This is a genomic window from Geitlerinema calcuttense NRMC-F 0142, from assembly GCF_030285425.1.
The window spans coordinates 1-25,571 of the sequence record NZ_JASVEJ010000015.1 but is presented as its reverse complement, the minus strand read 5'-3'; the positions used below and the strand labels follow the sequence as shown (position 1 = coordinate 25,571).

Below are 25,571 nucleotides of genomic sequence, written 5' to 3'. Positions count from 1 at the left end.
ACGGTAAAACGAGTCAAGGAAAAGATTTTTTGGCCTGTTAACCCGGTTCTCCACCATTCGACTTTGCCGATTTGTAAATCTGCCACGCATAACTCGCCAGCCACAACATCATCAGCATCAGAAGATAATTCTGACGCAATAATCCCCAGAATACAGCGACGGCGACGGCAACGGTTATTCCGATCATCGAAGAAACCATGAGGGAACGCCGGTAACCCAGTATCGGCCACAAAATCGACTGCAAAATCCGGCCTCCATCCATGGGGAATGCCGGAATCAGATTAAAAACCATCAGAAGAAAATTAATCCAAATGAAAAACTCAAGCAGCTCCAGACTCTCCGCCCCGCTCACCAGCCCGGCATATGCGATGCCATATCCCAACGCCAATAGAATCAAATTCACCAATGGCCCGCACACTGTCACGATGAAATTGGCCAGTGGTCTCGGGGGAACCCACGTGTAAGCGAGTCCTCCAAAGGGCCATAACACGACCATATCCGAATGTCCCCCCACCGCCCGGGTCGCGAAGATGTGCCCAAACTCATGCATCAACACCGAACCAAAAATCATCACAAACGCAATCAGCCCCATTTTGATGCCGCCAAAGCTGTAGGCATACAGCCCTCCAATAATCACCAGAGTGATGTCGGCGCGTATCTGCACACCGAATATTCGGCAGATCGGAAAATCCATTCCCAACGGACTGGCTTTGCTCATGAATCAAAATCCTTCGTTCCAAAAAAATGTTTTTGACAGAAAAAATGGCGGACAGGGTGAGATTCGAACTCACGTTAGCCTTTCGGCTAAAGCGGTTTTCAAGACCGCCGCATTCAACCACTCTGCCACCTGTCCGGCTTTGAAGGAGTATGATCTAACCCTTCCTCAACGAAAAATCTAATACAAAATTCCCCGAAATCCAAGTTTTCCCGCGATGCCTCACAACAACCCGGCAAATCACGCCCATTTCCTGATGCAATCACGAACCCCTTTCTACTGCTTGGAATAACCGTGTGGATTTTTCACATGCCATTTCCAAGCGCTGCCGATGATCGCGTCGAGGTTGTCAAATTTCGGTTTCCACCCCAGTTTCTCCCGCGCCTTGTCCGCACTGGCCACCAATCGGGGCGGATCTCCCGGACGACGGGGGCTTCCTTGACCGGAATGGCGTGCCCGGTGATCCGGCGGCAGGTGTCAATGACTTCACGAACGCTGTTTCCCTGGCCTGTGCCGAGGTTAAAAAAATCACTCTCGGGGTAATCAAGCGCCAGTCGATGCGCCTGATACAGATCCACGATATGAATGTAGTCACGAATGCAGGTGCCATCGGGCGTTTCGTAATCTGTTCCGAAAATTTCAACATGCTCTTTTTGTCCGAGCGCGACTTTGAGAACGTTGGGAATCAAATGGGTCTCGATCCGGTGATCCTCGCCGAATTTCTCCGTGGCCCCGGCGGCATTAAAATAACGCAGGTTCACATGCTTGATCCCGTGCAACTTGCTGAACCACGCGAGGATTTTCTCGAACATCAGCTTCGACTCACCGTAGGGATTGATCGGACGCTGGGGCAGACTCTCGTCCATGGGCACGCGCTCGGGAATCCCGTAGGTCGCGCAGGTCGAGGAAAAGACGAATTTCTCCACGCCGACATGAACCGCCGCCTCCAGCAGATTGACCGCATTGCCGACATTGTTGCGGAAATATTTCGCCGGGTTGGTCATGGATTCACCGACGAGGGCATTCGCCGCAAAGTGCATGATCGCCGTCGGTTTGAATTCCCGCAAGGCCCGCGCAATTTGCGCCGCGTCGCCAAAATCCCCCTCATAAAACCGCGCGCGGGGATCGACCGCCGCACGGTGTCCCTCCGAGAGATTGTCGAAAACAGCGACTTCAAGCCCCTCATCGAGCATTTGCTCGACGCAAATGCTCCCGATATAACCCGCCCCACCTGTGACAAATACTTTCATCATGGCCCCCGATTGCACCCGATCACACCCCCTTTGCCAAGCAATTTGCTCTGTGAAAAAATCATTGTCACCCGTTTTTGTCATTTATCCAAAAAAAAGTCATTTCATGATTTTGGATTGTTTTTTCATGAGTTCCATGCCATCTTGCATCCATGTCGAACCTACAGGTCAAAGGAATGGATCCGCGGCTCTATCAGGCTCTCGGAGCCAGAGCCAAGGCAAGGAACCGCTCCATCAGCCATGAGGTGATCCACATGATTCAATCCCACCTGTCGGACACTCATCCTGATCAAGCCCGCGCTGACGACGCCTTTCTGCGGCTGACAGGCGCATGGCAGGACAAAAGGAGCGCGGCGCAAATTGCCTCATCCATCCGTTCCTCACGAAAAAACCGGACACCTTCCAAACATGTTTTTGATTGATACGGACATCCTGATTTTCGCCCTGAAAGGCTTCCCTCCCGTCGTCGAGAATTTCCGGCGGCATCATTCCCTCCCCAAAAGCCTGTCGGTCATCAGCCTTGGGGAATTGCTCCATGGAGCCAGAAAATCCTCCGCCCCCATCAAAAACCTCGCACTCGTGCGCGAGATGACGGACATTTACCCGGTTCATCCCCTGACCCCGCCTGTGATGGAAACATTCGCTGAGTTAAAATCCTCCCTCGAAAAATCGGGGGAAAAGCTTGATGATTTCGACCTTCTGATCGCTGCGACGGCATTGAACCATCATTTGACTCTGGTCACAAACAACACCCGGCACTTCAAAAGAATCCGGGAATTGTCCCTGGAAAATTGGGCCGAGTGATCCACCCCCGGCAGAGCAGCCGAGCCACGGCCCGGTTGTCGCGCAGGAAAATGTTTTTATTCGTCAACCCGCGCAATTTGCACTAGGGTGTGCCCCGCCATGAAAAAACCTGCCTCCGTCATTCATTTGCTGCAAGACCTCGTCTCCATTTGTTCGGTGAATCCGGACGGGGAACCCGGTGTCCCCCGCGCCCAGGCCAACGAGGCGCAAATTGCGCGGTATCTGTCAGACTACTTTTCCTCCATCGGGCTGGACACCAAACTCCAGACAGTTTATCCGAACCGCCCCAATGTGATCGGCTCCACAAAAAGCGCGCGGGGCAAATTGCCCCGGATCATTCTCTGCCCGCACATTGACACCGTCAGCGTCGGGGGCATGACCATTTCGCCTTTTGACCCGAAAATCAAAGCGGGAAAACTCTATGGACGGGGTTCCTCCGACACCAAAGGCCCGCTGGCGGCGATGCTCTGGGCATTGACTGAAATCCTGAAAAAAATCCCGCCGCGCTGAAATACGAGGTCGTCTTCGCCGCGGTCATGGGCGAGGAGGCGGGCAATGACGGCATTCGCCACCTCATGAAATCCGGGATCAAAGCCGACTTTGCCATTGCGGGTGAACCCACGGACATGAACCCCGTTTACACCCATAAAGGCGCGCTCTGGGCGAAGCTCACCGCCAAAGGCAAGGCGGTTCACAGCTCCCAGCCGCACAATGGCAAAACGCGATTTACGAACTGGCCCGCGCAGTGACCCACTTTGAGACAGACCTCTTCCCCCGCCTGCAAAAAATCAAAAACCGAACCCTCGGCGCACCCACCTGTTCGGTCGGCACGATCACCGGGGGCAGCAAGGTCAATATCGTTCCCGACCACGCCGAGGCCTGGGTGGATTTCCGCCTCGTCCCGGAGCAAAATGCCCGGCAACTCCCCGCGCAAATTGCGCGGGAACTCAAAAACAAAAAAATCGATGTCCGCATCGATGCGCCACGTCTGTGCGCCCCACTTTACACGAATCCCGACAATGCCCATGTCCAACGTCTCGCCACCGTGAGCCGCCGGATCGCCCGGCGCGGCAAACTCGTCGGCGCTCCGTGGTTCTGCGATGCGGCCATTTGCTCCGAATACGGCATTCCCGCGGTGGCCTGGGGGCCGGGGTCGGTCAATCAAGCCCACACCAAAGATGAATTCATCGAGATCAAGGAACTCGAAAAAGGCGTCGAGGTATTCAAGTCATTCCTGACAGAATAACCTCACCCCCGCGTCATTTTCACAGACTCCCCAGCCTGAAATTTCAGATTGATCCAGTGGGGGTCCTGTCGAATGCAAGATGGTGAACCGGACAGGTTGCGGGCATGAAACTCTCCGTCGGCAAATGAATTGGCCATTCTCAGCTCCCCGCTCCTGAGCGCATGGAGAGTCACTTCACGCAATTCCACTCCGTCATGACGGGCGGACACCAAAAGCCCCCCGGAGGTGCGAAGCTGATGGAATGCGGCCCTCCGGCCCGGTGGCAAACAGGGGAATACGCGCAATTGCCCCTGCGCAAATTGCAGAAAAGCCTCATTTAATGCCGCCGGAGCGCCCATCAATGCCTCAATTTGAAACAAGGGGCCCCACTGGCTGCGCATGCTGTTGTGACTGGTGAGCATTCCCTTGAATGAAAAGTCATCAATCAAAATCCTCAATGCCCCCTCCCATTCCTGATGCATCCCCAGCCGGGCCGCCAGACAGGCTTGAAACGTGTAGGACCAGCCTGAAAAATCTGAGTCTCCATAGGATTGAAATTCCTTCAAGGAACGCCTCCCCATCTCCAAGCGCTCCGGGGCGGAATGCAACCCGATCTGGCCACAGGGGAAAATCGCCGACAAGCGGCTCGGATGACGATGACAATGGGACAAATGTCCCGGACGATGGCCGTCGAGAAAATAGCCAATCTCATACTCAATGATGTGTCCATTCAGAGTCGGAATCTCCGGCCAATTTTGCAGGTGCGCACGGGCTTGCCGAACCCGTTCATCCGCCACCCCAAGACATTCACTCAGCTTCAGAAAACCAGAGAGAAATTCCCCCACGAAAGCCACATCGATGGCTGGATTTTTTCCGAAAATAAAATAGGTGCTTTGATCATCACGATACCAATTTTGTTCCGGGGAATGGGACAATTCGAGCATGCTTTTGCCATTTTCATCGCGCCCGATGTGATGCAGATAAAAATCGGCCACCTCTTGCAGGAAAGGATAGGCTTTTTCGCTTAAGAATCGGTTGTCCCCTGTAAACTCGCAGTGATCAATGACATGTTTGGCCAGCCAAGCCGTTGTGGAAAATTCCGCATCAAAAGCCCATCCCCCCAAACTGCGGCCCAGACGGTCTGAACACAAAGGAATCATGAGGCCGGGAGACTCAAAGTTTTCCCGCGCAAAATGCCTGAAATGGTCTCTCCACAAACCCGTCAAGCTCTCCATCAAGGCCCGCTCACACTCGGGATGGTTGGATGAAGCCGCCGGCCAATGGCACTCCTGCACATTGACATTAAAATGATAATCGGTGTGCCAAGGTGGAATCGTGTAGTGATTCCAAATGCCCTGCAAATGCGGGGGTGCGGTGTGCGGGCGGGTCGAGGATGCGAGGGCATACAACCCCATATACCAGAGGCGGGCAATCTCCGGATCATCATATTCAACCGCAGACTTCATCCAAAAATTTTTCCACCACTCCAGATGGCTCGCCAGCCATTCTCCATTCCATTCGGCGGGGGTGAGAGTGGCAAATCTTCGTGTTGCCTTTTCGGTGGCGCCCTCCGCTGTCCGGTCAGATTCACAGGTCAAAAAGAGAAAACAATCGCCGGCCTCCGCTCCGAATGAAATCTCTCCCATTGCGGCTCCGGGATGAATGGTCAAAGTCTTTTGCGCGCTCATGACCCGCAATCCAATGGCATACGAGCCTGACGAATGATACTGCTGAGTCAGCACAGCGCCATCCTGACCGTATGGCATCCATGCAACAGCGGAGGGCCATTGCGCCAAGTGATTGGACAGCGAAAAGCGAATGGTTCGAGCCACCCCGCTGCTCAATCGAACACACAGGAGATTCCGAGCCGCATGAATAATGGTTTCACACCGGACAGGCTGATAATCCTGACCCCACATGAATCCGCAGGTCGTGGGAATCGCCTCAAAAACACTCGTTGCCTTTGCAAAATCCAAAGTCTGTCGCATGGCCTTGAGCGGTTGACCTTTGAGCAGTTCGATCTGCAATATCCCGGCGCTTTGTTGAAAAACCTGATGGGCGTGGGCATAAAGAGTCTTTCCTGCGCTGATGAAATCCGGATTCCCTTTTCGGAATTCCTCCAAGATTTTCGGGAAAGCAACCGTGACCTGATTGCCATGCTCGGGATACGGATGATCCAGATTCCAAACATCGAACTTATTGATTCCTATGTTCAAACTCTCGGGAGTTCCCCAAACGACTCCCCCGATATCGCCATTGCCCAAGATATGTCCATCGACCCAATCCAATGCGGGACTCGTCATGACATGGGATTGCTGATGAACCGGATGATCGTGAAAACTGGAAATTTGCATATATGTATGAATATTTTTTGCGTGATATGCTTGATTGGTGTGTTTTTGTAAAAGCCTTTTACCGCACTTATTTTTTCACAGCGCGATCGATTTTATATTCGTAGATATGTCCCCGGTCATCCTGACGACCATTCATGCGTTCTTCCAGTGCCCTCACCATTTGTTGGGCAATCTCAAAAGGGTCGATCTCCATGCGCACCATGTTGTCTTCGAATCCCATCAGGGTCGGCGAACCTTTATTCACCAGGCTGGCAATATGAATATTTTTCCCCGGCCACAACTGGTAGTCTCCCAAAAGCGGCATGATGCCCCTCGTCGTCATGTCGTCGGTGACCACAATGCCGTCAGGATACTCCTCAGGCGTGAATCGCTCCAGCATCAAACGAAAAACCTCCGCTCCCGTCTCCTGATGTGTCCGCCGTATGACACGTGAGGCCTCGAAACAGGAAAAATAGCGTTCATCGGAGGCGCACCCCTTTTGGGACAAATAGTTTTGAATGGGGGATAACATCTCCGCTGTCAAAGGTGATCCCGTCCAGAAGAAATCATGGGCGATCACGGCGATACGGCGCGCCCCGAGCCCTGCCAACTCATCAATGCCCTGATAGATCATTTTTCCCAACTCAATGGAAAAGCAATCAGCTCCTGCCATGCGCACAAACAAACTCACCGCCGGTTTGCGGGTGCGTTCGACAGCCTCCGACAGAAACTGATGATAAACACCCGGCTGACCGATGATCACGCCCTTGAGGCGTCCGCTTTCAATATCAGAAACCAACTCGCGGGCCGCCATACGGGCATCCTTGTATCCCAGCAGGTCATTGTTTTCGATATAGATTTTCGCCTCATATCCGCGTTGCAACAGCGCTGTGCGCAGGCTCAACATGAGCAAATTCCAAAAAGGCGACGCGATAGGCTCCATGATGCCATAGCCAAAGACCACTCCGATGTATGATTTTTTGGCCTGTTCGGACACGTAAATGCCGCGGCGCGGATTGCGGTCAATCAACCCTTGATAACTCAACTCCTGCAAGACCCTCTCCACCGCCGATTGTTTCGCCCCCAACACCTGATTTAACTCCATATACGTCGGCAACTTCGATCCGGCCGGATTTTTGGAAATGAAAGCTTGGAGATAAGCGCGAACTTTCTCATAAACTTTTTCACCTTTGGAGGGTAAGGAATGGTTCATCATGCGTTTGGGGAATTCGTATGTGTAACAACATCTGGCGGCCAAGCCGAGAAGAAATTTGATCTCAACGATAAACCTCTTCTCCAGCAGTCGATTAAGCGTATAAATTATTTCTTGATCTTGCCCGCGCGGATATTAATGCTGGATGAAATTTTTCCCCATGTCCACATCCACTCCCCTCATTCGTTTCGATCATCTGAGCATCACCCCTGTGATTGAGGATTCATTTCTCAAAAGCATCGGCCAAGTCACCATCTGTGACATCCCCTTGCGAAATCCCCAAAACCGTTTCCTCCCATGGTTTGACACTTACGAGGGGGAAGTCTTCCGGTCATTCCGATTCGATGGAATCGACCAGTCCGAAAAACGCATCACACTCAAAACCACCGCCATCAGCGACCCGGACACCATCTTTCGCGAACGCCGGGACTCATCGGGCGATCTGGTTTTCAAGGACAAATCATGGGACAGCGATCCTCTGGAGATTCCCTTGCATCTTGTTTTTGAAGCTGTCGATCCGGTGGTGTTTGAAGGGCACACGTTTCACGGATTCAAATACCATTTCGAGTTTCTCAGTCCTCATGTCAAAATTCACCGTTTTCTTGATCGTCAGACTTGGGAAATCGGGGGCAATCTCGACGATCTGAGTATCTGCATTCGCAATTGGTCTCATCCCCCGCGTGTGAAACTCTCCAAAGACGGGGTCTTTTCCACCGGCGGACTCGTGGAGCAATTTGCCGTGGCATTCCCGGGAAATTTATGGGGCCGCTGGTCGCTCCTGCCGGCATACGATTTTCAGTACGGCTCCAAAGGCTGTCTGCTGGCATGGTTCGACCATGTCTCCCTCATTCGCTCGCTGGTGGAGAGCAACAAGGGTGAAGACTGGGTGCGACATCTCGACTTTCATTTTTTCAAACAAACCACCACCCACGCCACCAACCCCAAAACGATCCTTTTCTGCGCCGACGATCTGGACGACGTGACGGCGGCGAATGTCTGGACCCGTGTTTTTGACCAGGAAAAAACCAAGGCCCGCGCTCAATTCGGCATGAAGGAGGAGGAGGATGTAAAGGTGAATTTCGACCAGAATAACTGGGTCGGATTCCACTTCGACACCTCCTATGAGAAACTCCTGGAAACGGCGGCGGAATTTGACGCGGAATACATCTTTATCGACCCGGTCTGGGAAAACGAACAATCCATCCAGGAGGAACTCAACAAACTCATCCCCGAGGAAACACAGCGGGACGCGGGCCTGAAAAATTTTCAGTTTGGCAATATGTGCAGCACGACCGAGTGGCGCGTTCCCGCCATTCGCGGGGGGGAGGAAGCGCTCAAAGGCCTCTGTGACCGGGCCTCCGCCAAAGGCGTGCGTGTAATCAGCTGGATCGGCTCGCATTTTACGACGCGCGGCACCTATGAGCGCGACCAGAAAATGGGCAAAGGTTATGGGGGCATTTACGCTGTGAAAGAATCCGGACGCCGCGCCGCCTATGACACCGGTTACTTTGAGTGCGCTCCCCTGAATTGGAACACACCGATGTATGAATACAGCCGGGAGAAAATCCTGGGCATCTGCCGTCGAACCGGCTTGGGCGGATTCCTCTGGGACAGTTACAGCAATCTCGGCTGGTGGCATGTGGATTACGGAAATGATCTCGATGTGCAATTCGACAAACACGCCCAGCTCTACGCCGATTTCTCCAATGAAGGCCTCTACCTGCGCCCCGAGGCGATTGTGGCATTCTCCAACCACTCTTCCCTGTGCATGATCGGCGATTACTATCAACCGGGACTGGAATCCACCTACGGATATCAATCCTGCATCGGACTGCATGAAAAGGAGGAGTTCGAGATTCTCCGGGGCCAAAAAAGTGTGGATAAACTTTTCGACTGGGTCGCGAATAAACACATCCCGCCCTTGCATTTTCAGTTGGTTCCACGGGAGGAGTGGAATGCCGACAATGTCGCCCTGATCAAACAGCTATTCAAAGCCTACCGCGAAAATGTTGTCTTCATGAAAAAACGCACCATTCTGCCTGATATCCGTGGCATTCAATGGGATGCGCCCTGCAGCACACGCTTGGTTTTTGCCCTCCAAGACTTTGAAGCGGCGGGCGCTGGCTGGACGGACGTTTTTTCAGGGGAGCAATGCGGGACGAGTTTCCAAAAGAATCGCCTTTATAAAAGCAAAGCCTGATTCAATCCGAGAGGGGAAAAAGTGGTGGCACCGGCCGGGATCGAACCGGCGACACGCGGATTTTCAGTCCGCTGCTCTACCAACTGAGCTACAGTGCCTTGCGCTCTTGCGAGCCACCTATCAAAGCAAAAGCACGTCGGGACGCAAGGACAAATATCAGCTTTGTCCAATTTCAGATTCGTTTGATGTGTGGAGGCGTTTTTCTCCAGCAACGAAAACACCCGAACAGTTTTCCAATGCGCCCCCCCCAAAAAAACATCCCCACGCCCGGAGCAAATTGTCCGGATGGGGGGAGAATGATAAAAGGGTAAAAACGAATGCTTTTTGTTTATGCTTTGGCCGTGCGCAGCACTTCGTAACGGGCGTTCTCGTCCTTGTGCGTGCGGGTCACGCTGTAAGCGACCGTGTTGAACCGGGCGGGTTCAGGCGTGCGGTTGGGTTCCGATCCGTGAATGACCAAGGAACCGAAGATGCAAATGTCCCCGGCCTCATATTCCACCGGAATCGCATTGAACTGATCAAAGTCCTTTGACAATCCCCAGGCGAAAGACTCGCCCCCAAAATTCAAATGGTTGAGCAATCCGATCTTGTGACTGCCGGGCACATAGTTGAGACATCCATTGGCGATGGTCTGCCGTTCGATGGCAAAAGCGATATTGACCTGCGCGGGCATTTTTTCTCCGAAATGCCAGTAGCCGTAATCCTGATGCCAGGGGAAGAATCCCGGAACACCGGGCGCCTTGCGCAGGAGCTTCGAGTGGTAAAGCTCGATCTCCGGCCCGAGAATCTGCTCAACCATGTCCACGATATCCCTTCTCCGAATCAGGGAGTGCAACGTGGGGGAGATATTGTCACTGCCCATGAGCTGCTGAATGACTTTCGGATGCCCTTCGGGCAAATCCGGCTCCCATGAAGCAATCACTCCCATTTTTGCATGCTCCTCAAGACTCATCACCGCGATTTTCCCATCGATCCCTTGAAATTCAGACCGGATTTTCTCAACCGTGGCCTTGTCAAAAACATCTTTGACAACGACCCAGCCGAGTTCGTGATAGGAGAAGAGTTGATTTTTTGACAGGGGCATAGGGGACTTCCGTGTGTGGGGTTATTTTTGTCAATTTGTATTTTTCAAATTTCTTATGGAATAAAACACACTGCATTTTTGATTGAAATTGAGAAAACAGACATTTATTTGTATTTTTCTGATGAATTCCATTCATTACAATACAGCTTATTCCGATCCGCCGGAGAATGCTTGGTTATGGTTCCATTGCGCGGGTCATTTTCATGTGGATGAAAAATACGGAATCACTGTTCCGAATGGATATTTTGCCAGCACGATATTCCTGACAGTCAACGGCTCCGGAAGATACAGTTGGAACAAGACCGAACACGACGACCAGCCCCACAGCATCACGATTCTGCCCGAGGGAAAAATCCGCAATGGTTGGCGAACCGCCGTCAAACCCTGGGACTTCTACTGGGCTCTCTATCGGGGGGAAGGGTTCCGCTCCTTCGCGGCGCAATTCGGAATCACCCTGCCTGTCTTCAATGTCCCCGTGCCCCAAAAATGGACGGGCATCTTGTGCGAACGTTATGAATCCCTTTTTCGGGCCATGGGCGAAACCGGCTCCAGAGCGTTTCTCAAACAGCAACGCGAGGGCATGGCTCTTTTCCAATTCGTCGTGGATGTCATCCACAAACATCAGGAGTCGGACACCCGACCAGTCATCTACGGCAAAGACCTCATTGATGAATTGGACCGTTATCTGGCCTCAAACCGCACGGGCGGGGATCGGGTGGATGAATTCGCCCGCATGGCGGGGGTCAGTCCTGAGCACATGACACGCACCTTGAGGCGGCACACCGGATTGACTCCGAAAAAATATTTTCTCAGGCACAGAATCGGCCAGGCGCGGGAACTCCTCATCACCTCGGCCTTGAGCATTGGGGAAATCGGCTCGCGATGCGGGTTCCCCGACCCCTACCACTTTTCAAAAGTCTTTAAGCAGCAAACCGGCATGTCCCCGATGGCATTCCGCATGCACAACCCCATGGCCATCGGACAAAAGTCAACACTCTAGGGTGATGCCTCCTCCACTGTGACAGTCAACTCCGCCACACGGGCAGGCTCCACATCCTTTTCCCATGGGCGCTCATAACGGAAAATCAATTTCTTGCTTCCCGGCCCCACCGTTTTGAATGGGAACTCAAAATGTCCGGGCGCTCCGACACGCCCATCCGCTGTTTCCTCCGCCGGGACAAATTGCTCCGCCCCGTCAGGAATCGCCACGCGGAAATCCCGTGTCGCGGGATGCACCCATGAATATCCCGTTGTCGGATTTCCTTCGATACGAACGACGAATTTCTCATCAGACTTTAACGTGATTTCTTTGCTCCCCTCCCCGGCGCCGAGATCAATCACGATCTGGGCGTCCGGCGCCACTTCGGGGGCCGGTGTCGGAGGGGCGGATTCCTCGAGAGCAAGCGGTTTTTCCTCTGTGCATGCGGCAAGCAAACACAAGGCCATGAAACAACAGAATGAAGTCAGGATTTTTTGGTTCATCGATTTTTCTTTCGAAGCAAATGGCTCCATGGTTGGGGTGAATGAGGCTTAATTTGTGACAATGATATTGACCACAGCGGTTCGTGTCGGGCTCTGCGCGCCAATACCTGGGCGTATCAGGTCAAACACAAAGGTTTGCTGCCCGCGGGCCACGGCCACAAATGGAAAATCATAATAGGCCGGAACCATCAAGTCCGCCGACGGCTCGACAAACGTTCTCTCGCCGTTGCGCCGAACCACGCCAAAGTCCTCCTTGTCGCGCAAAATCCATTCAAATCCTCCATACCCTTCCGCCTCTCCACCGGGCAAGGTCACTGAAAAGGACTGGCCCTGGCGGACATTGGAGTGGAATGCCCCGCTGGAACCGTCCAACTGCACGGCAGGCCGTCCGGTGACGGCGGGAGCCAAATCCGTGCGTCTGGATCCCTGCGGCAGATGCGCGGACTGGCATCCGGCAAAAATCAGCGTCCCGATCAAAAAAACGAATAAAATGCGATTCATGGAATGATTCTGTAACCCGAAACCAAAAAAAATTCAAGGCCACCGGAGCAATTTGCCCCCATGTGACATTTTCAATGGGAATCCCTTTTCCCTCTTGTCACGATGGGGAAAAAGCCCTTTAACCCCAAGAAATATGAACGCCACATTCTCCACGGTCATCCTCTTGGTTTTGTCGAATATTTTCATGACATTTGCCTGGTATGGGCACCTGAAGCACATGGGCAACAAACCTCTGTGGACAGCCATCATGGTCAGTTGGTTCATTGCCTTTTTTGAATACTGCCTGCAAGTGCCCGGCAACCGTATCGGGGCAACAGTTTTCACCCTGCCCCAGCTCAAAATCCTGCAGGAGGTTATCACGCTGAGTGTGTTTGTTCCTTTTGCGGTTTTCCACATGCATCAACCCGTAAAACTCGACTATGTCTGGGCGGGGCTGTGCCTGATGGGCGCGGTTTATTTTATTTTCCGCTCAGCGTAGTCACTGGCGGGAGCGGATTTTGCAGCGAAAAGAATCTCCTGACGACGAATGGCCCAGGAGGTCAACACACCGAAAAAGACACAGGCCAGAAGGGGTTTGAACCAAATCTTGGTCACTTTGTAAATGTCCCCGTAAGTGTCCGAGCCGAATCCGATGCAGAGAAAAGCCAGCAGCCAGAAAAGTCGGCCCCGGCCTTTCTCCCGACAAATCACCGCCGCAAAAAGGGCGATGTAAGGTGACAGAATCAAAAAGGAATTCGTCTCATTCCTCGGATTAAACAGCATGAGATAAACCGCCGCCGCTGCGGCCACCAGAAAAGCCGCCATGCGCGGGGGATAAATGCGGGTCAGCCGCCATGCCAGCAGGAGGGTCAGCGGTGCAAAAAGCGCGCGCACAGGGAACCACGCCGCATCGGGAAAATTCAGCCCAAACGTGCGGAACATCGCCGCGATGTCGTCGAAATGGTTGCTCGGTGGCAGACTTGCCGTGCGAACCTGTTCAATGCACATCTCCCATTGCCGCACGACATAGGCCGGATCATAGTGAACAAAGGACAGGGCAAAAAACGCGGCGAACCCGACGGGTAACCGCCACCACAGCGGCCGATAAAGCGCGCCGAAAAGCAGGAGCGGCACCATGCCGAGGGGTTTGATCATCACGCCCAAAATCAGCCATGCGGTGGCCAGCCACCATCGTCGGTCGGAGATTTCAACAGCGGCCAGAATCATCGACGCGGACAAGAGCATGTTGAATTGCCCATTCCTCCCCGCCGTCGTGGAGGCGGGAATCGTCAGCACGGTCACCAGCGCAAAGAGGCTCAATGTCCGCGCGTCGGGCTTGAACCGCTCGCACATGCGCCAGATGGCCCACGCAAAAAGCCCCAAGGCAAAAGCCCGGTAGAGCGTTTCCGCAATTCGCAGCGGAAGAGTCGGCAGAAGCGTTTCGGACAAAGGCTGCCGGTTAAACTCCTCCCGATCCTCGGGAAAATCCTGCCATGCAAAGGGCGTGTAAACGAGCACCGACTGGGGAAAATAGAGGAACCCCGCGCCTTTGAGCGAATACATGTCCTCGCCCTTCCACCAGTCACGGGCGGCTTGATTATAGTGATGAGTGATATTCCGTTTCGCCGGCTGGAAAAAGGCCAGAAATGCGATCACCGCAAAAAAGAGCAACCACAACCGCCACGCGTAAGTGTCGGCTTTCTCCCCCCAGAAAAATCGGTAAACTCTCTCCTTGCTCATACAGGAACTGGCTTGGCAAATTGCTCCAGATGCTTGTCCAGCCGGGCAAATTGCCCGTGGGGACGGAGTGATGCGATGAGGGACTCAAGCCTCGCCAGCAGGGCGTCGCCATGAATGCGTTTCACATACCAAGGCAGGCGGCGGTTCGTCAGATCGGAAAATTCCCACGGGTGAAAAACAAGATTGAGAAAACCGTAATGGCGCAAATTGCGCAGGCACATCGAAGTGTAGAGTCCCAGCGGGAGGTTTTTGAATGACAACCAGAAAAGCGGAAAACGCAGCATCGGCGTCACCGAGGCGGGAATCTCGATGGTCTGCCCATGCTCAAAGGGAGTCTTCGGCCATGTGGAGTAATTGTATCGGCCCGGCAGCCAGGTCGGATTGATGCTGGAGTCGTAAGCGTAGCCTGCCTGCGCAATTTGCGCGGGCGCCACTGCGGCAAAACGCGGGGCGCGGAAGCCTTGGAGCTTGATTCCCAAGAGCGACTCGATTTTTTCTTTTGACGCGGCGAGGTCACCCTCATCCAGCCGGGAGTGTTTGAGTCCGTGGGAGGCGATCTCGTGCCCCGCTTCGAGCGCCCGCGCCATTTGCGCGGTCTGATTTTCGACATAGGCCGCCGTGCAAAAAAGGGTGGCGGGGATTTTCTCCCGTTCGAGCAACGGGAGCAATTTGTCCAAGCCCAGTCGGCTGGGCAAATAGAATTCATCAGCGGGGATGGATCCGCCGAATTCCTCAATGACGTCGAATTCCTCGACATCGAAGGTCAAACTGATCAGGGGTTCCATAAATGTGTGGGGGGGGTTAACTGTTTCTCCTGCGCCGGGTGCGATAATTCCCGAGCAGGTGATTGACAAAAATCAGCATGACTTCCAGCAAAGTCTGCACGCCGTCCTTCAGGATTTTGACTTTGGACATTTTGTAATTGTGATTCGCGCTGACTGTCACTGGAATTTGAGTCACGGTATAGCCACGTTTGGCGGCAATGAAAAGGATTTCCGCGTCGAATCCGAATCCATGCACTTGGCGCGCCGAAAAAAGGTCCACTGCCACATCCCGCCGAAAAGCCTTGATGCCCGCCTGCGTGTCGGGATATCCCAGGCCCAGAACCATTCGGGACAGGAGATTAAAAGCCCTTCCCACGATCCTGCGTCGCAAGGCGGGCGCTCCCGGAGGCAAGGCCCGCCCTTCCCGGCGGGCCTGAGCATACGCGAGATCACGGGAACCGATCACAATCTCATGGGTGAGCAGTCCCCGGACAAATTCCGGAATCAAATCAAGCGAATACGCCAGATCCCCGTCGGTAAAAACAATTATGTCTTCCGTTGCCCCCTCGATTCCCCGCTCAATCGCCTGCCCTTTGCCGTAATTTTCGCCCAAAGCAAGGAGTTTCACCCGGCTCGTGGGTTCTGCGGCCAGAGAGTCCGCCAGGATTGCGGCGGTTCCATCCGTCGAACCGTCATCGACAAAGACAAAATGCCAGTCATTGCCCATACCCCGCGCAAAGGCCACCACCTCTGCGGCGACTCGGGCGGCAATGGCGGCTTCATTGTAAACGGGGAGGATCACCCGGACAGTTTGTGGCATATCCTTTTTCTCTTACTGGAAACCTCCCCGGACGGGAAACATTTTTCTTTTGAAGATCATGGTCACTGAAGAGAAAAAACGAATCAGGGATGTTCAATGCGAAATTTCCCCAATCATCCTTGCATCAGGCATCCCTCATGCTCTCATCACATATCCTCAAAGCATGAATACGGTACTTGCCCGATTCTGAACTCCGTCCAAATTCCCTTGGGCGCCCTCCCAAACGCATGCACGAACACGACAGAACCGATGAAATCTACGCCTATTGTAAAAATGGCCAGCGTAGCGCCCAAGGCGTGAAAATGCTCCAGGACGCCGGATTCAAAAAATCGCGGAATATCCACAACGGCATCTGGGCCTGGGCCTCCAAGATCGACCCCACCATGCCGGTGCATTGAGGACATTATCATTAAGAACTGGGTAACAAAGCTTAACTGACACTCTGTAAATTTTTGAGTGAAACACCTTCATTGTTTGTCCAAGATATTAATCCATTGGCACTGCCACCGTGAATTACGGCGGCGGCAGTGCTAGAACTGGAAAATTCGACATCTTTCACAAACACATAAGAATTCTCTTTCTCCACAAGAGCATTTTCCTCAATAAGCTTATTTCTTTGAGTTAGTACGCTCGGCCACTTATGAGCAGAATCTCTCTCCTTTAAGACCGCCTGAGAACCCTTTAAAACAACAATCCCATTCGGAGTCAAATAGCCTGTTGCAATTAATCCCTTTATCTTGCAATAGAGTAGCTCTCTTTCATGTTGATTATTTAACACCATTGAAGATTTATCAATAAAAGCATCCACACCAAGCACTGGGAGTACTTGCTGAATTTTTTCAAGAAAAACCTCCATATCTTCACGGTCTGACTCAGGCAGCTTTGCTCCACTACTCTGATTATTAATGACAATTGCTCGTTCAGATGACCGTGCGATTTCAATTAATCTACCTTCAAGATATTTAACATGAGCCTTGGTCAAATTTTCATCTTTTGTGACAAAAAATGTAATGTTATTCCAAAAGTCTTTTGAAAGATGTGACTTTATACGTTCTCTTATACACTCAGCTTCACCAATATATATCGCGCTTTTATTCGTCTCTGGATCAATGCCTGACAGAAAGTAAACACCTGAGCCTCGCGACTCATCACGCTCAATAATCTTTTCAAATTCACTCCTCGGTCCGGATACAGCTTTCCCATTCCAATTCGATAATTCTGCGGTCCTTAATCTCTTAGGGTCGCCGTAGGAAAGAAATATTTTCAGAGTGGCCGTTGGCATATATTCTCATTTTTTCAGGTTTAGTCTTTTTTCAATTTTTACAAGTCATATCCTCAATAGTCAAAAGCTGTTTCCAACAATCATTATCCTGATTTTTCATCTTACGACTTGAAACTTTCGCCTTTTTCCCTCTCCCCTATCCCAACGGGATTCCATCCTATAGCCCAATGGTTGCCCCGGTGTTTCCGGGGCTACCTTGGGTTACATTCCCCCATTTATCATCAACCCTGAAGGGGTTGAATATTGGACGTTCCAGAGCAAATTGCGCACCCTTGGATGCAACCCCTTCAGGGTGGATCGTTCGCTTGGGGTTTACCCTGGGGTAGATTCGTGATGAACACGAGCAACCCCGGGCTATAAGATCAAAATCCCTTCAGGATACAGCGTATGTCAGTATGGGAACCGATCTAATTCGCTGTCTTAATCAATGAGCCTTTTGGTCAGGTCTCCATAGGCGTCGATGCGGCGGTCGCGGAGGAATGGCCAGTGGGTGCGAACGGTGTCCACGGTGTCGAGGTCGAGCTCCTGAATGAGAATCTCCTCCTTGTCCACACTTGCCTTTTGAAGAATCTGACCGCTGGTGTCCGTGACAAAGCTCTGACCCCAGAATTCCAGCCCGTCCCCGCCCACGCCGTCGAGAATCTCGTGACCGATGCGATTTGCCACGGCGACATAACAGCCATTGGCCACCGCGTGGGAGCGCTGAATGGTTTCCCACGAAGAGTGATGGGCGCGTCCGTATTGGGCTTTTTCGGAGGGATGCCAGCCGATGGCGGTGGGGTAAAAAAGAATCTCCGCCCCCTGCATCGCCGTCAGGCGCGCCGCCTCGGGATACCATTGATCCCAGCAGATGAGCACACCGATCTTCCCGAATTTCGTTTGCCACGCCCTAAACCCCAGATCACCAGGGGTGAAATAAAATTTCTCATAAAAAAGCGGATCGTCGGGAATGTGCATCTTGCGATATTTCCCCAGATAAGCGCCGTCCGCATCGATAATGGAGGCGGTATTGTGATAAACTCCCGGAGCGCGTTTCTCAAAAAGGGACGCCACGATGACCACCCCATGTTTTTTGGCCAGCTCACAAAAACCCCGGGTGCTCGGACCGTCGGGAATCGCTTCCGCAAAATCGAAATACTTGTGATTCTCCTCCTGACAAAAATACTGGGTCGTGAACATCTCCTGCGTGCAGATGATCTGGGCTCCCACCTCGGCGGCTTTTTGCGCCAACGCCAAGTGGCGTTGCAAATTGTCCTTCAGTGAGACAGAGGCATGCGTCTGCATGACGGCGATTTTCACTTTGCGGGACATACGAAAAAAACCTTTCTCCTTTGAAAGCATCTCAGGCGATGGGTGAATGCTTACTTGATTTGCCCGGTTTCTACCAGACGTTGCACAGCCGAGTAAACATCATATTCGCAGTAGGGCAATTCTTCACAGAGTTGTTTCACTGTTTTGGGAGAGATTTTCAAGGAGGCAAAAACGGATTCCTGAACCGCCCCGTATTTATTGTCCACCACACTGAGACTCTCACCCAGCGGTATGAAAGGCTGCATGGAGTCCTCGTCCAGAGCGCTCATTTCCTGAAATTCATCCCGCATCTGAAGCGCATTCATCAGGATTTCTGTCGTGCTGTATTGGCTCTCCAGCTCCGTGTCCATTTCTGAGGCTGTGTCAGTCACGTAAAAGGCGAAATTCCCCTCCAAATCCGGCACCAGGAAAAACTGCCACACAGCCTGAACCCCCTTCAACCGCCCGAAACGGGCATGGGTCGGCGTGCCTTTGTTAAAAAAGAATTTCCCCATCTCATTGGAGTTCGCGTCGAAAATCTTCAGTTCCCCAGTCTTGGAACTGTGTTCAATCGTCTGGAAAAGGGTCACCAGATCAAAATTCGCCAAGTTCCCGCTCAGCTCCAGACAGTTGCTGTTCATGAGCGCCATGTGCGAGGTCTTGCGGAGGCGTTCCGCCAGCAATGTGGAAAGGTAATGGAAAAAGCTGGGGACGACCTCAATCATCTTGTAGAAATTCTCCTCCGAGAAATACTGGAGACTGCACGCCTCGCAGGTGCGGGCGTTGCCAGAACGCGGAGCGCCGGTGAGAATACCGATCTCACCGAGACAATCACCACGGGAGAGATACCCCAGGGATTGTTTGCGTTTGCCATCCTGACTCTCGATGTAAACTTCGACAACCCCTTTATTAATGATGTAGAGCGCGTCACTCGGCTCACCCTGCTTGAAAATCAGAACATTCGGGGGGAAATGAATGACTTTGGACAACTGCCCGAGCATCCGCCGCTTGTTCAAATCCAGCGATGTGCAGAAAGAAAAAAAGTCGCGTCTGTTCGTATAACTGACATACCCCGCAAAACTAAGCAAAAATCCCCGCTCTGCCAAAGATTTTTAATTCTTTTTGAAAAAGTTTTTCATTTCGGCATTCTGGAAGCGGACACGCCATGGAAACCCTTCGTTTTTTTCATCTCGCCACCCGCACCAGCCATCTGTTGATGAAGCGCAAAATGAGCGAATTGCTCCGCGCCTCAAAACTCATGGCATCAGTCATCGCCGGTTTTTGCCTCTGTTACCTCGGGGGAGCCTATTACATGAGCTACCGCGCTCTGGATTATGTTTACAAGCAATTCCCCCTGGTGGGCACGATCGTGCTGGAGCGAATGGTTTTTGTGACTTTCGGCATTCTGATGGTCATGCTCATGATCAGCACAGCGGTGATCGGATATACCACCCTTTTCAAAAACAAGGAAACCATTTGGCTTTTCCCCCATCCCCTGTCGCATGAGACGCTTTTCCGTTGGAAATCCATTGAGGCCATCACCCTTTCCTCGTGGGCCTTTGTGTTTCTCCTTATTCCATTGGCCATCGCCTACGGGCATGTCTATCAGGCGCCGTGGGGGTATTATCTCTGGCTCCCCTTTCTCTTGGCGGCTTTTGTGGCATTCTGCGGGGTGTTTGGTCTCTGCCTGCTTTTCTTTTTCATCTGGTTGTCCCGTTATCCGGTTGTGCTCGCGATTCTTTTGTCTGCTTGGATTGGTCTCATGCTTGCTTTGGGCATCTCACTTTTCACCAGCCCCCCCCCGGATGTGGACGCGCTCAAAACCACCAATATCATGAGCCAATTGCTCAACAATACCCGGTTCCTCACCCACCCTCTTTGGCCGGGTTACTGGCTCTCCCGTGGTCTGCTGTCTGCCCTGGACGGGGCTCACTCGAATACCCTCTACTACTTTCTTTTGCTGACCAGCAATGCGCTTTTTTTCAACATGCTGTCATTCACCTGCCTGTCCCGGGCGTATGCCATCGCATGGAATAGCGTTCACACCCGCTCACAGCGTTTTCGCCTGCCGTGGACGACCAATCAAACCGCCAACCGACATCCCGATTGGTCCATTCTCGACCTGCTCCATCCCCTGCTCCGTCCATTCATGGGAGGACCAGCGGCAGCGCTTGCATGGAAAGATGCCAAAACGTTTTTCCGCGACCCGCAACAATGGCTGCAATTTGCGGTCTTTTTCGGGATTATGGGCATCTATGTTCTCAATTTGCAAAAAATGCGGATCGACGTGCAAACCGGATTCTGGAGTCATTTCATCGCGCATATGAATCTCGCCGCCTGCTCCATGACCTTGGGCACGCTCACGACCCGGTTTGTCTTTCCCCAGTTCAGTCTGGAAGGCCGCCGTCTCTGGCTGGTGGGGCTGTCCCCGGTCGGGCTCAAGGGGGTGATCTGGCAGAAATTCTGGACGAGCATGGTTTTCAGCACGGTCATCGTGGCTGGCCTCACTCTGATCTCCTGCCTGGTGCTGTCCCTTCCTCTATGGCAAACCGCCCAATTTCTTCTGGTGATCATTCTCATGGCGGCAGCCCTGTCGAGCCTGTCGGTGGGTCTGGGAGTCCTTTACCCGAATTTCAAGGAGGATAATCCCGCAAAAATCGTTTCAGGCTTCGGTGGCACATTGTGTCTGGTGCTGACTTTTCTTTACGTGGCCATCTGCATCGCTTGTCTGGCCCTGCCCTCACAGGTCACCATCGCCGGGCGTCTGGCGGAAGTCGGCGCTGGATGGCCGGGCATTCTTCAATTCGCCGGACTGGGCATCGTGTTGCTTTTAAGCCTGCTTTGCATCGCTCTTCCCCTGTGGCTGGCCTTCCAAAAAGCCTCCCGTCTGGAGCTTTGAAGACAGCCACGCAATTTGCCTCATGCAAAGACACGAAGAGCGCATTTCATCGTGCGGAGTTTTTACAAGTGGGCCGGACAGGAGCCCAGCCCACCAATCAGGGAAAATCCGGGGGGGTTCATTTCCTCCAGTGATTTTTGCGCCTTTTCGTGGCGCAAATTGCTCCGGCTGACCCGACTTACACTTCGAAAGATTTGCCACAGCCGCAACTGCGCTTGGCCAGAGGATTGCGAATTTTGAAACCGGTGTCCGAGAGCGTGTCCACATAATCAATTTCACAGTCCTTGATCAACTCGTGGCTGACCGGATCAACGATGATTCGTGTGGCCAAATCGTCACCCACCACAATGTCGTCATCCTTCATGTCGTCGAACTTGATCACGTATTGCCTGCCACTGCACCCCCCGTCCTCCACGGCGATGCGCAAAGCTTTCTCGGGGGGCATCCCTTGCTCGGACTTCATGGCTTGAATCTGGTCAAACGCTTGTTGTGTGGCTTGCATAGGTGGATAGAGTTATGAGATTGCGTTTCATTAAACAAGATTAAATTACTCCTGTTACAAGATTTTTCAATTCATTCCTGCCATGGTTTTGTCTACCCTCGGCTGACCCTGTGAATTATCTTGAACTCAGCTCCACCGAAATTACCAGAAAAAGCGGCTCCAATCTCGCTTTTTGTTTCGCCTTTCTCCCACCCCCGCGTAAACGGGGGATGACGGTTTATTACGCATTTTGCCGTGTGGTCGATGACATCGCCGATGACACGGCCACAAGTCTGGATGAGAAAAAGGCGCAACTGGAAGAATGCCGCATCGAGATTGACCGGTGTTATGAGGGACGCGCCACCACCGCTCTCGGGCGTGACATCCAGTTGCTTCTGCATGAATTTCCCACGATTCCAAAAGATTACTTCGACGAATTGATCAAGGGTGTCGAGATGGACCTGACGATCAAGCGTTATGGGACATTTGAGGATCTGCGCCAATATTGTTACCGCGTGGCCTCAGTGGTGGGGTTGACGAGCATTGAAATTTTCGGTTACCGCAATCACAGCGCAAAACAATATGCCATCGACCTCGGGCTGGCCTTTCAACTCACCAATATCCTTCGTGATATCAAAAAAGACGCCCTCAATGACCGCATTTACATCCCGCAAGAGGAGTTAACCCGTTTCAACTATCCTGAGTCCGACCTGATGGCTTTCAAGGAAACCCCCGCTTTTCTGGAATTGGCCCGGTTCCAATGCCAGCGCGCCGAGGAATACTACGCGAAGGCAAAATCCCATCTGGCACCGGAAGATCGCCGGGCCATGGTGGCGGCGGAGTCCATGCGCGCGGTTTATCACAAAATCCTTGAAAAACTGGCCACCGAAAATTTTCCAGTCATGCGCAAGGATGTCTCCCTGTGCAAATGGCACAAGCTGTGGCTGATCACACGCACTTTTCTCTTCTGTCGCTGAACCGCCCTTTTCCCGTGAATTCGACTGGATTAAATCGAATCTTCGGCTAAGATACGTTGTTATATCATGATGAAATGGACGCGCATCACCTTTGCGATCGTTGCCCTGACGGCTGTGAATCTCTTTTTGGGCTTCAAGCTCAATCTGATCAGCGCCGTGGAGGATTCGTCCGCCCAAAAAGATGACAGTTACGCCAATATCCGGCTTTTCACCCGCGTGCTGGAAACAGTTCGTCAGGGATATGTCGATGGGAATAAAGTCACCTATCAAGACCTGATCTACTCGGCCCTGCAAGGGATGCTTTCGTCCCTTGATCCGCACAGTCAATTCATGGCGCCGGAAACCTTCAGTGACATGCGTGACTCGGTTCAAGGGGAATTCGGCGGAGTCGGAATCGTCATCAGTGTGCGGGACAACGCCATCGTCATCGTTAGTCCCATGGAGGACTCCCCTGGGTCGCGCGCCGGGCTGATGCCGGGGGATCGCATTGTGAAAATCGACGGAAAAACAACCGAAAACATGCAGCTGGGCGATGTGGTCAAAAAACTCCGGGGCAATCCGGGTGAAAAAGTCTCCATCACGGTCTTTCACCCAAAGTCCAAGGAGATGCAAGAATACGACCTGACCCGCGAGATTATCAAAGTCGACAGTGTCAAGGACATGAATGGCAAAAAGGAATTTCCCCTCACGGAGGATAAAATCGGTTACATCCGGGTGACCCAATTCAACGATCCGACCGACAAGGAATTCTCCACCGCTTTGGACAAACTCGAAAAGCAGGGGATGCAAGGACTCATTATCGACCTGCGCAACAATCCCGGTGGTCTGCTGGATAAAGCCGTGGACATTTGCAGCGCATTCATCCCGGCGGAACAAACGGTCGTCTCCACGGAGGGACGTGACGGATCCAATCGCCAGGTTTACAAATCCAAGGGTGGCAAAAAACGCGCGGACTATCCGGTGGCTGTGCTGATCAATGGGGGCAGCGCGAGCGCCAGCGAGATTGTGGCCGGATGCCTCCAAGACCTCAAACGCGCGATTGTCGTCGGCGAGACCAGTTTCGGCAAAGGCTCGGTGCAGAGTGTCCTGCCCAATGAGGATGGTTCCGCCATTCGCCTGACCACGGCAAAATATTACACCCCGAATCGCCGGGTCATTCATGAAAACGGAGTGACTCCGGACATCATCGTTCCTGTCACCGAGCAGGAAGAGCGCGAGTTGATCCTCTCCCGGATGCCGTCATTTGAGGAGAATGCCCCCGCCTCTCCACGCAAAAAACCCACTGACACACAGTTGGAACGGGCCAAAGATGTCATTCGCGGGATTCAAATTTTTGCCAATCGCGCCAATGCCCATGCCCCCGTGGCGGGTTCCCCTTCCTCTCCGCCACCCACGGCCAATAAATAACCCACCCGTGGGAGAAGTTTTTCCGAATGAACGTTCTGGGCATTGAAACCTCCTGCGACGAAACCTCCGTGGCCATCGTCGATGAATCCGGACGTGTGGCGGTCAATCTGGTGTCCTCACAAATTGCGCGGCATCAGCCCTACGGAGGTGTGGTTCCCGAGATCGCCTCCCGCGCCCATCTCGAAATCATCGACCAATTGGTCTCACAGGCTTTCGATCAAAGCGGCCTTTCCCCCGCTGACCTGTCTCTGGTGGCGGCCACCCGTGGGCCGGGATTGGCCAGTTCCCTCCTGATTGGACTGTCCTATGCGAAAGCCCTGAGTGTGTCCTTGGACAAACCATTCGTCGGCGTCAACCATTTGCACGGGCACTTGCTCTCGCCCATTCTCTCCGGGCAAATTGCTCCGGAGAATCTCTTCCCCAATGTCAGCCTGATCGTCAGCGGCGGCCACACCATCCTCCTTCACGCGCAATCCGCGGGCTCCCACCGCAAAATCGGAGCCACTGTCGATGATGCGGCCGGGAGAGGCTTTCGACAAAGCGGCCAAGCTCCTCGGGCTTGATTATCCGGGCGGCCCGTTGCTGGATACATACGCCCGCGATGGCCGTCCTGACGCCTATGACTTTCCGCGTGGGCTCTCAAAAAACGCGAATTTCGACTTTAGCTTCAGTGGACTCAAAACCGCGGTTCGTTACTTTCTGGCGAAACAACCGGAGGGTTTTGCCGCCGAACACCGCGCCGATCTCTGCGCCTCAATTCAAGAGGCCATTTGCACGGTTCTGGTGGACAAAACGATTCGGGCGGCCCTGATGACAGGGGTAAAAACCGTCACCGTCTCCGGCGGAGTGTCGTGCAACTCCCGTTTGCGCGAGCTTTTCACAGGTCAATGCGCGCGCGCGGGGTTGTTGCTTCACCTTTGCCCGCCGCATTTTTCCACAGACAATGCGGCCATGATCGCACTGGTGGCGGCGTGGGAATCCACTCATGAAGGCTTGTCCGACGGCATCCATGACGACATCGCGCCAAACTTGGGCTTTTGAATTTTCCTTCTCACTTTTCCGCCGGTGAGGAAAGAACGTTTTCCGCCTGGCGCAAATTGCGCGAGCGCCCGGGCAATTTGCGCG

Annotated in this window: 25 protein-coding genes, 2 tRNA genes and 2 pseudogenes; 13 read left to right on the top strand and 16 right to left on the bottom strand. The window is 53.0% G+C overall.

From position 1 onward, the window contains the following. Nucleotides 1–37: 37 nt before the first annotated feature. From QQ055_RS03880 to galE, 3 genes and pseudogenes are all read right to left on the bottom strand, one after another. Nucleotides 38–718 carry a site-2 protease family protein gene (locus QQ055_RS03880; protein WP_284474922.1) on the bottom strand — a complete coding sequence of 227 codons (681 nt, stop codon included), beginning with the start codon at nt 716–718 and terminating at the stop codon, nt 38–40. Between the two features lie 45 nt (nt 719–763). Continuing rightward, nucleotides 764–853 (bottom strand) — tRNA-Ser (locus QQ055_RS03875). Nucleotides 854–991: 138 nt separating this feature from the next. Further along, a pseudogene (gene galE / locus QQ055_RS03870) lies at nt 992–1,965 on the bottom strand (UDP-glucose 4-epimerase GalE). 176 nt (nt 1,966–2,141) lie between these two features. On the opposite strand from galE, the gene QQ055_RS03865 reads away from it, so the two are divergent. From QQ055_RS03865 to QQ055_RS03850, 4 genes and pseudogenes are all read left to right on the top strand, one after another. Continuing rightward, nucleotides 2,142–2,387 carry a hypothetical protein gene (locus tag QQ055_RS03865; protein WP_286004256.1) on the top strand — a complete coding sequence of 82 codons (246 nt, stop codon included), beginning with the start codon at nt 2,142–2,144 and terminating at the stop codon, nt 2,385–2,387. After that, nucleotides 2,374–2,769, top strand: a complete 396-nt coding sequence (locus tag QQ055_RS03860; protein WP_284474920.1) for a PIN domain-containing protein — start codon at nt 2,374–2,376, stop codon at nt 2,767–2,769. Before QQ055_RS03865 ends, QQ055_RS03860 begins: the two co-directional genes overlap by 14 nt. A 99-nt stretch (nt 2,770–2,868) precedes the next feature. Further along, the gene (locus tag QQ055_RS03855; RefSeq protein WP_286004255.1) at nt 2,869–3,279 is read left to right on the top strand and encodes a M20/M25/M40 family metallo-hydrolase; all 411 of its coding nucleotides are present in this window, start codon (nt 2,869–2,871) and stop codon (nt 3,277–3,279) included. 26 nt (nt 3,280–3,305) lie between these two features. After that, nucleotides 3,306–4,015 (top strand): annotated as a pseudogene (locus QQ055_RS03850) (M20 family metallopeptidase). A 2-nt stretch (nt 4,016–4,017) separates the two neighbouring features. Here the strand turns inward: QQ055_RS03850 and QQ055_RS03845 are convergent. Continuing rightward, nucleotides 4,018–6,348 carry a glycosyl hydrolase family 95 catalytic domain-containing protein gene (locus tag QQ055_RS03845; protein ID WP_286004254.1) on the bottom strand — a complete coding sequence of 777 codons (2,331 nt, stop codon included), beginning with the start codon at nt 6,346–6,348 and terminating at the stop codon, nt 4,018–4,020. 67 nt (nt 6,349–6,415) lie between these two features. Further along, a complete protein-coding gene (locus QQ055_RS03840; RefSeq protein ID WP_284474916.1) occupies nt 6,416–7,543 on the bottom strand; it encodes a GntR family transcriptional regulator in 1,128 nt (375 codons plus the stop codon). Nucleotides 7,544–7,700: 157 nt separating this feature from the next. Between QQ055_RS03840 and QQ055_RS03835 the strand changes: the two genes are divergently transcribed. Beyond that, on the top strand, nt 7,701–9,740 hold the full coding sequence (locus tag QQ055_RS03835; RefSeq protein ID WP_286004253.1) for a hypothetical protein: 2,040 nt from the start codon (nt 7,701–7,703) through the stop codon (nt 9,738–9,740). 22 nt (nt 9,741–9,762) lie between these two features. Here the strand turns inward: QQ055_RS03835 and QQ055_RS03830 are convergent. Both QQ055_RS03830 and QQ055_RS03825 read right to left on the bottom strand, forming a co-directional pair. Further along, nucleotides 9,763–9,838 (bottom strand) — tRNA-Phe (locus tag QQ055_RS03830). 230 nt (nt 9,839–10,068) lie between these two features. Then, nucleotides 10,069–10,824, bottom strand: a complete 756-nt coding sequence (locus tag QQ055_RS03825; protein ID WP_284474913.1) for a phytanoyl-CoA dioxygenase family protein — start codon at nt 10,822–10,824, stop codon at nt 10,069–10,071. A 121-nt stretch (nt 10,825–10,945) separates the two neighbouring features. Between QQ055_RS03825 and QQ055_RS03820 the strand changes: the two genes are divergently transcribed. After that, complete coding sequence (locus QQ055_RS03820; RefSeq protein WP_285963613.1) at nt 10,946–11,824, top strand: helix-turn-helix transcriptional regulator; 879 nt, start codon at nt 10,946–10,948, stop codon at nt 11,822–11,824. Here QQ055_RS03820 and QQ055_RS03815 read toward each other — a convergent pair. Continuing rightward, nucleotides 11,821–12,336, bottom strand: coding sequence for a protease inhibitor I42 family protein (locus tag QQ055_RS03815; RefSeq protein ID WP_286004252.1), 516 nt, complete (start codon nt 12,334–12,336; stop codon nt 11,821–11,823). The genes QQ055_RS03820 and QQ055_RS03815 overlap by 4 nt on opposite strands. A gap of 18 nt (nt 12,337–12,354) precedes the next feature. Next, complete coding sequence (locus QQ055_RS03810; protein WP_284474909.1) at nt 12,355–12,807, bottom strand: protease inhibitor I42 family protein; 453 nt, start codon at nt 12,805–12,807, stop codon at nt 12,355–12,357. 133 nt (nt 12,808–12,940) lie between these two features. On the opposite strand from QQ055_RS03810, the gene QQ055_RS03805 reads away from it, so the two are divergent. Continuing rightward, nucleotides 12,941–13,285, top strand: a complete 345-nt coding sequence (locus QQ055_RS03805) for a DMT family protein (protein ID WP_284474908.1) — start codon at nt 12,941–12,943, stop codon at nt 13,283–13,285. Here the strand turns inward: QQ055_RS03805 and QQ055_RS03800 are convergent. From QQ055_RS03800 to QQ055_RS03790, 3 genes are read right to left on the bottom strand one after another with little or no spacing between them, the layout of a single operon-like run. Continuing rightward, nucleotides 13,261–14,526 (bottom strand): glycosyltransferase family 87 protein, encoded by a 1,266-nt coding sequence (locus QQ055_RS03800; protein WP_284474907.1) that lies wholly within the window; start codon nt 14,524–14,526, stop codon nt 13,261–13,263. The two genes, QQ055_RS03805 and QQ055_RS03800, sit on opposite strands and share 25 nt — an antisense overlap. Then, a complete protein-coding gene (locus QQ055_RS03795) occupies nt 14,523–15,311 on the bottom strand; it encodes a polysaccharide deacetylase family protein (protein WP_284474906.1) in 789 nt (262 codons plus the stop codon). The genes QQ055_RS03800 and QQ055_RS03795 overlap by 4 nt, the downstream gene beginning before the upstream one ends. Nucleotides 15,312–15,327: 16 nt before the next feature. Further along, nucleotides 15,328–16,110, bottom strand: a complete 783-nt coding sequence (locus QQ055_RS03790; RefSeq protein ID WP_284474905.1) for a glycosyltransferase — start codon at nt 16,108–16,110, stop codon at nt 15,328–15,330. 176 nt (nt 16,111–16,286) lie between these two features. On the opposite strand from QQ055_RS03790, the gene QQ055_RS03785 reads away from it, so the two are divergent. Continuing rightward, nucleotides 16,287–16,508, top strand: a complete 222-nt coding sequence (locus QQ055_RS03785; protein WP_286004251.1) for a rhodanese-like domain-containing protein — start codon at nt 16,287–16,289, stop codon at nt 16,506–16,508. A gap of 32 nt (nt 16,509–16,540) precedes the next feature. On the opposite strand, the gene QQ055_RS03780 is transcribed toward QQ055_RS03785, so the two are convergent. The 3 genes from QQ055_RS03780 to QQ055_RS03770 all read right to left on the bottom strand — a co-directional run bounded on the left by QQ055_RS03780 (nt 16,541) and on the right by QQ055_RS03770 (nt 19,788). Further along, nucleotides 16,541–17,392 carry a GIY-YIG nuclease family protein gene (locus tag QQ055_RS03780; protein ID WP_284474903.1) on the bottom strand — a complete coding sequence of 284 codons (852 nt, stop codon included), beginning with the start codon at nt 17,390–17,392 and terminating at the stop codon, nt 16,541–16,543. 420 nt (nt 17,393–17,812) lie between these two features. After that, complete coding sequence (locus QQ055_RS03775; protein ID WP_284474902.1) at nt 17,813–18,703, bottom strand: carbon-nitrogen hydrolase; 891 nt, start codon at nt 18,701–18,703, stop codon at nt 17,813–17,815. Between the two features lie 50 nt (nt 18,704–18,753). Next, nucleotides 18,754–19,788 carry a cyclic nucleotide-binding domain-containing protein gene (locus QQ055_RS03770; RefSeq protein ID WP_286004250.1) on the bottom strand — a complete coding sequence of 345 codons (1,035 nt, stop codon included), beginning with the start codon at nt 19,786–19,788 and terminating at the stop codon, nt 18,754–18,756. Nucleotides 19,789–19,847: 59 nt separating this feature from the next. Between QQ055_RS03770 and QQ055_RS03765 the strand changes: the two genes are divergently transcribed. Beyond that, the gene (locus tag QQ055_RS03765) at nt 19,848–21,581 is read left to right on the top strand and encodes a putative ABC transporter permease subunit (protein ID WP_285963611.1); all 1,734 of its coding nucleotides are present in this window, start codon (nt 19,848–19,850) and stop codon (nt 21,579–21,581) included. Nucleotides 21,582–21,759: 178 nt separating this feature from the next. On the opposite strand, the gene QQ055_RS03760 is transcribed toward QQ055_RS03765, so the two are convergent. After that, nucleotides 21,760–22,083 (bottom strand): HesB/IscA family protein, encoded by a 324-nt coding sequence (locus QQ055_RS03760; protein WP_284474899.1) that lies wholly within the window; start codon nt 22,081–22,083, stop codon nt 21,760–21,762. A 110-nt stretch (nt 22,084–22,193) separates the two neighbouring features. On the opposite strand from QQ055_RS03760, the gene hpnD reads away from it, so the two are divergent. The 4 genes from hpnD to QQ055_RS03740 all read left to right on the top strand — a co-directional run bounded on the left by hpnD (nt 22,194) and on the right by QQ055_RS03740 (nt 25,487). Then, nucleotides 22,194–23,039 (top strand): presqualene diphosphate synthase HpnD, encoded by an 846-nt coding sequence (gene hpnD, locus QQ055_RS03755; protein WP_284474898.1) that lies wholly within the window; start codon nt 22,194–22,196, stop codon nt 23,037–23,039. 66 nt (nt 23,040–23,105) lie between these two features. Beyond that, nucleotides 23,106–24,446, top strand: a complete 1,341-nt coding sequence (locus QQ055_RS03750) for a S41 family peptidase (RefSeq protein ID WP_284474897.1) — start codon at nt 23,106–23,108, stop codon at nt 24,444–24,446. A 26-nt stretch (nt 24,447–24,472) separates the two neighbouring features. Beyond that, on the top strand, nt 24,473–25,009 hold the full coding sequence (locus QQ055_RS03745; RefSeq protein ID WP_286004249.1) for a tRNA (adenosine(37)-N6)-threonylcarbamoyltransferase complex transferase subunit TsaD: 537 nt from the start codon (nt 24,473–24,475) through the stop codon (nt 25,007–25,009). Continuing rightward, on the top strand, nt 24,957–25,487 hold the full coding sequence (locus QQ055_RS03740; RefSeq protein WP_286004248.1) for a tRNA (adenosine(37)-N6)-threonylcarbamoyltransferase complex transferase subunit TsaD: 531 nt from the start codon (nt 24,957–24,959) through the stop codon (nt 25,485–25,487). The genes QQ055_RS03745 and QQ055_RS03740 overlap by 53 nt, the downstream gene beginning before the upstream one ends. Nucleotides 25,488–25,571: the final 84 nt, after the last annotated feature.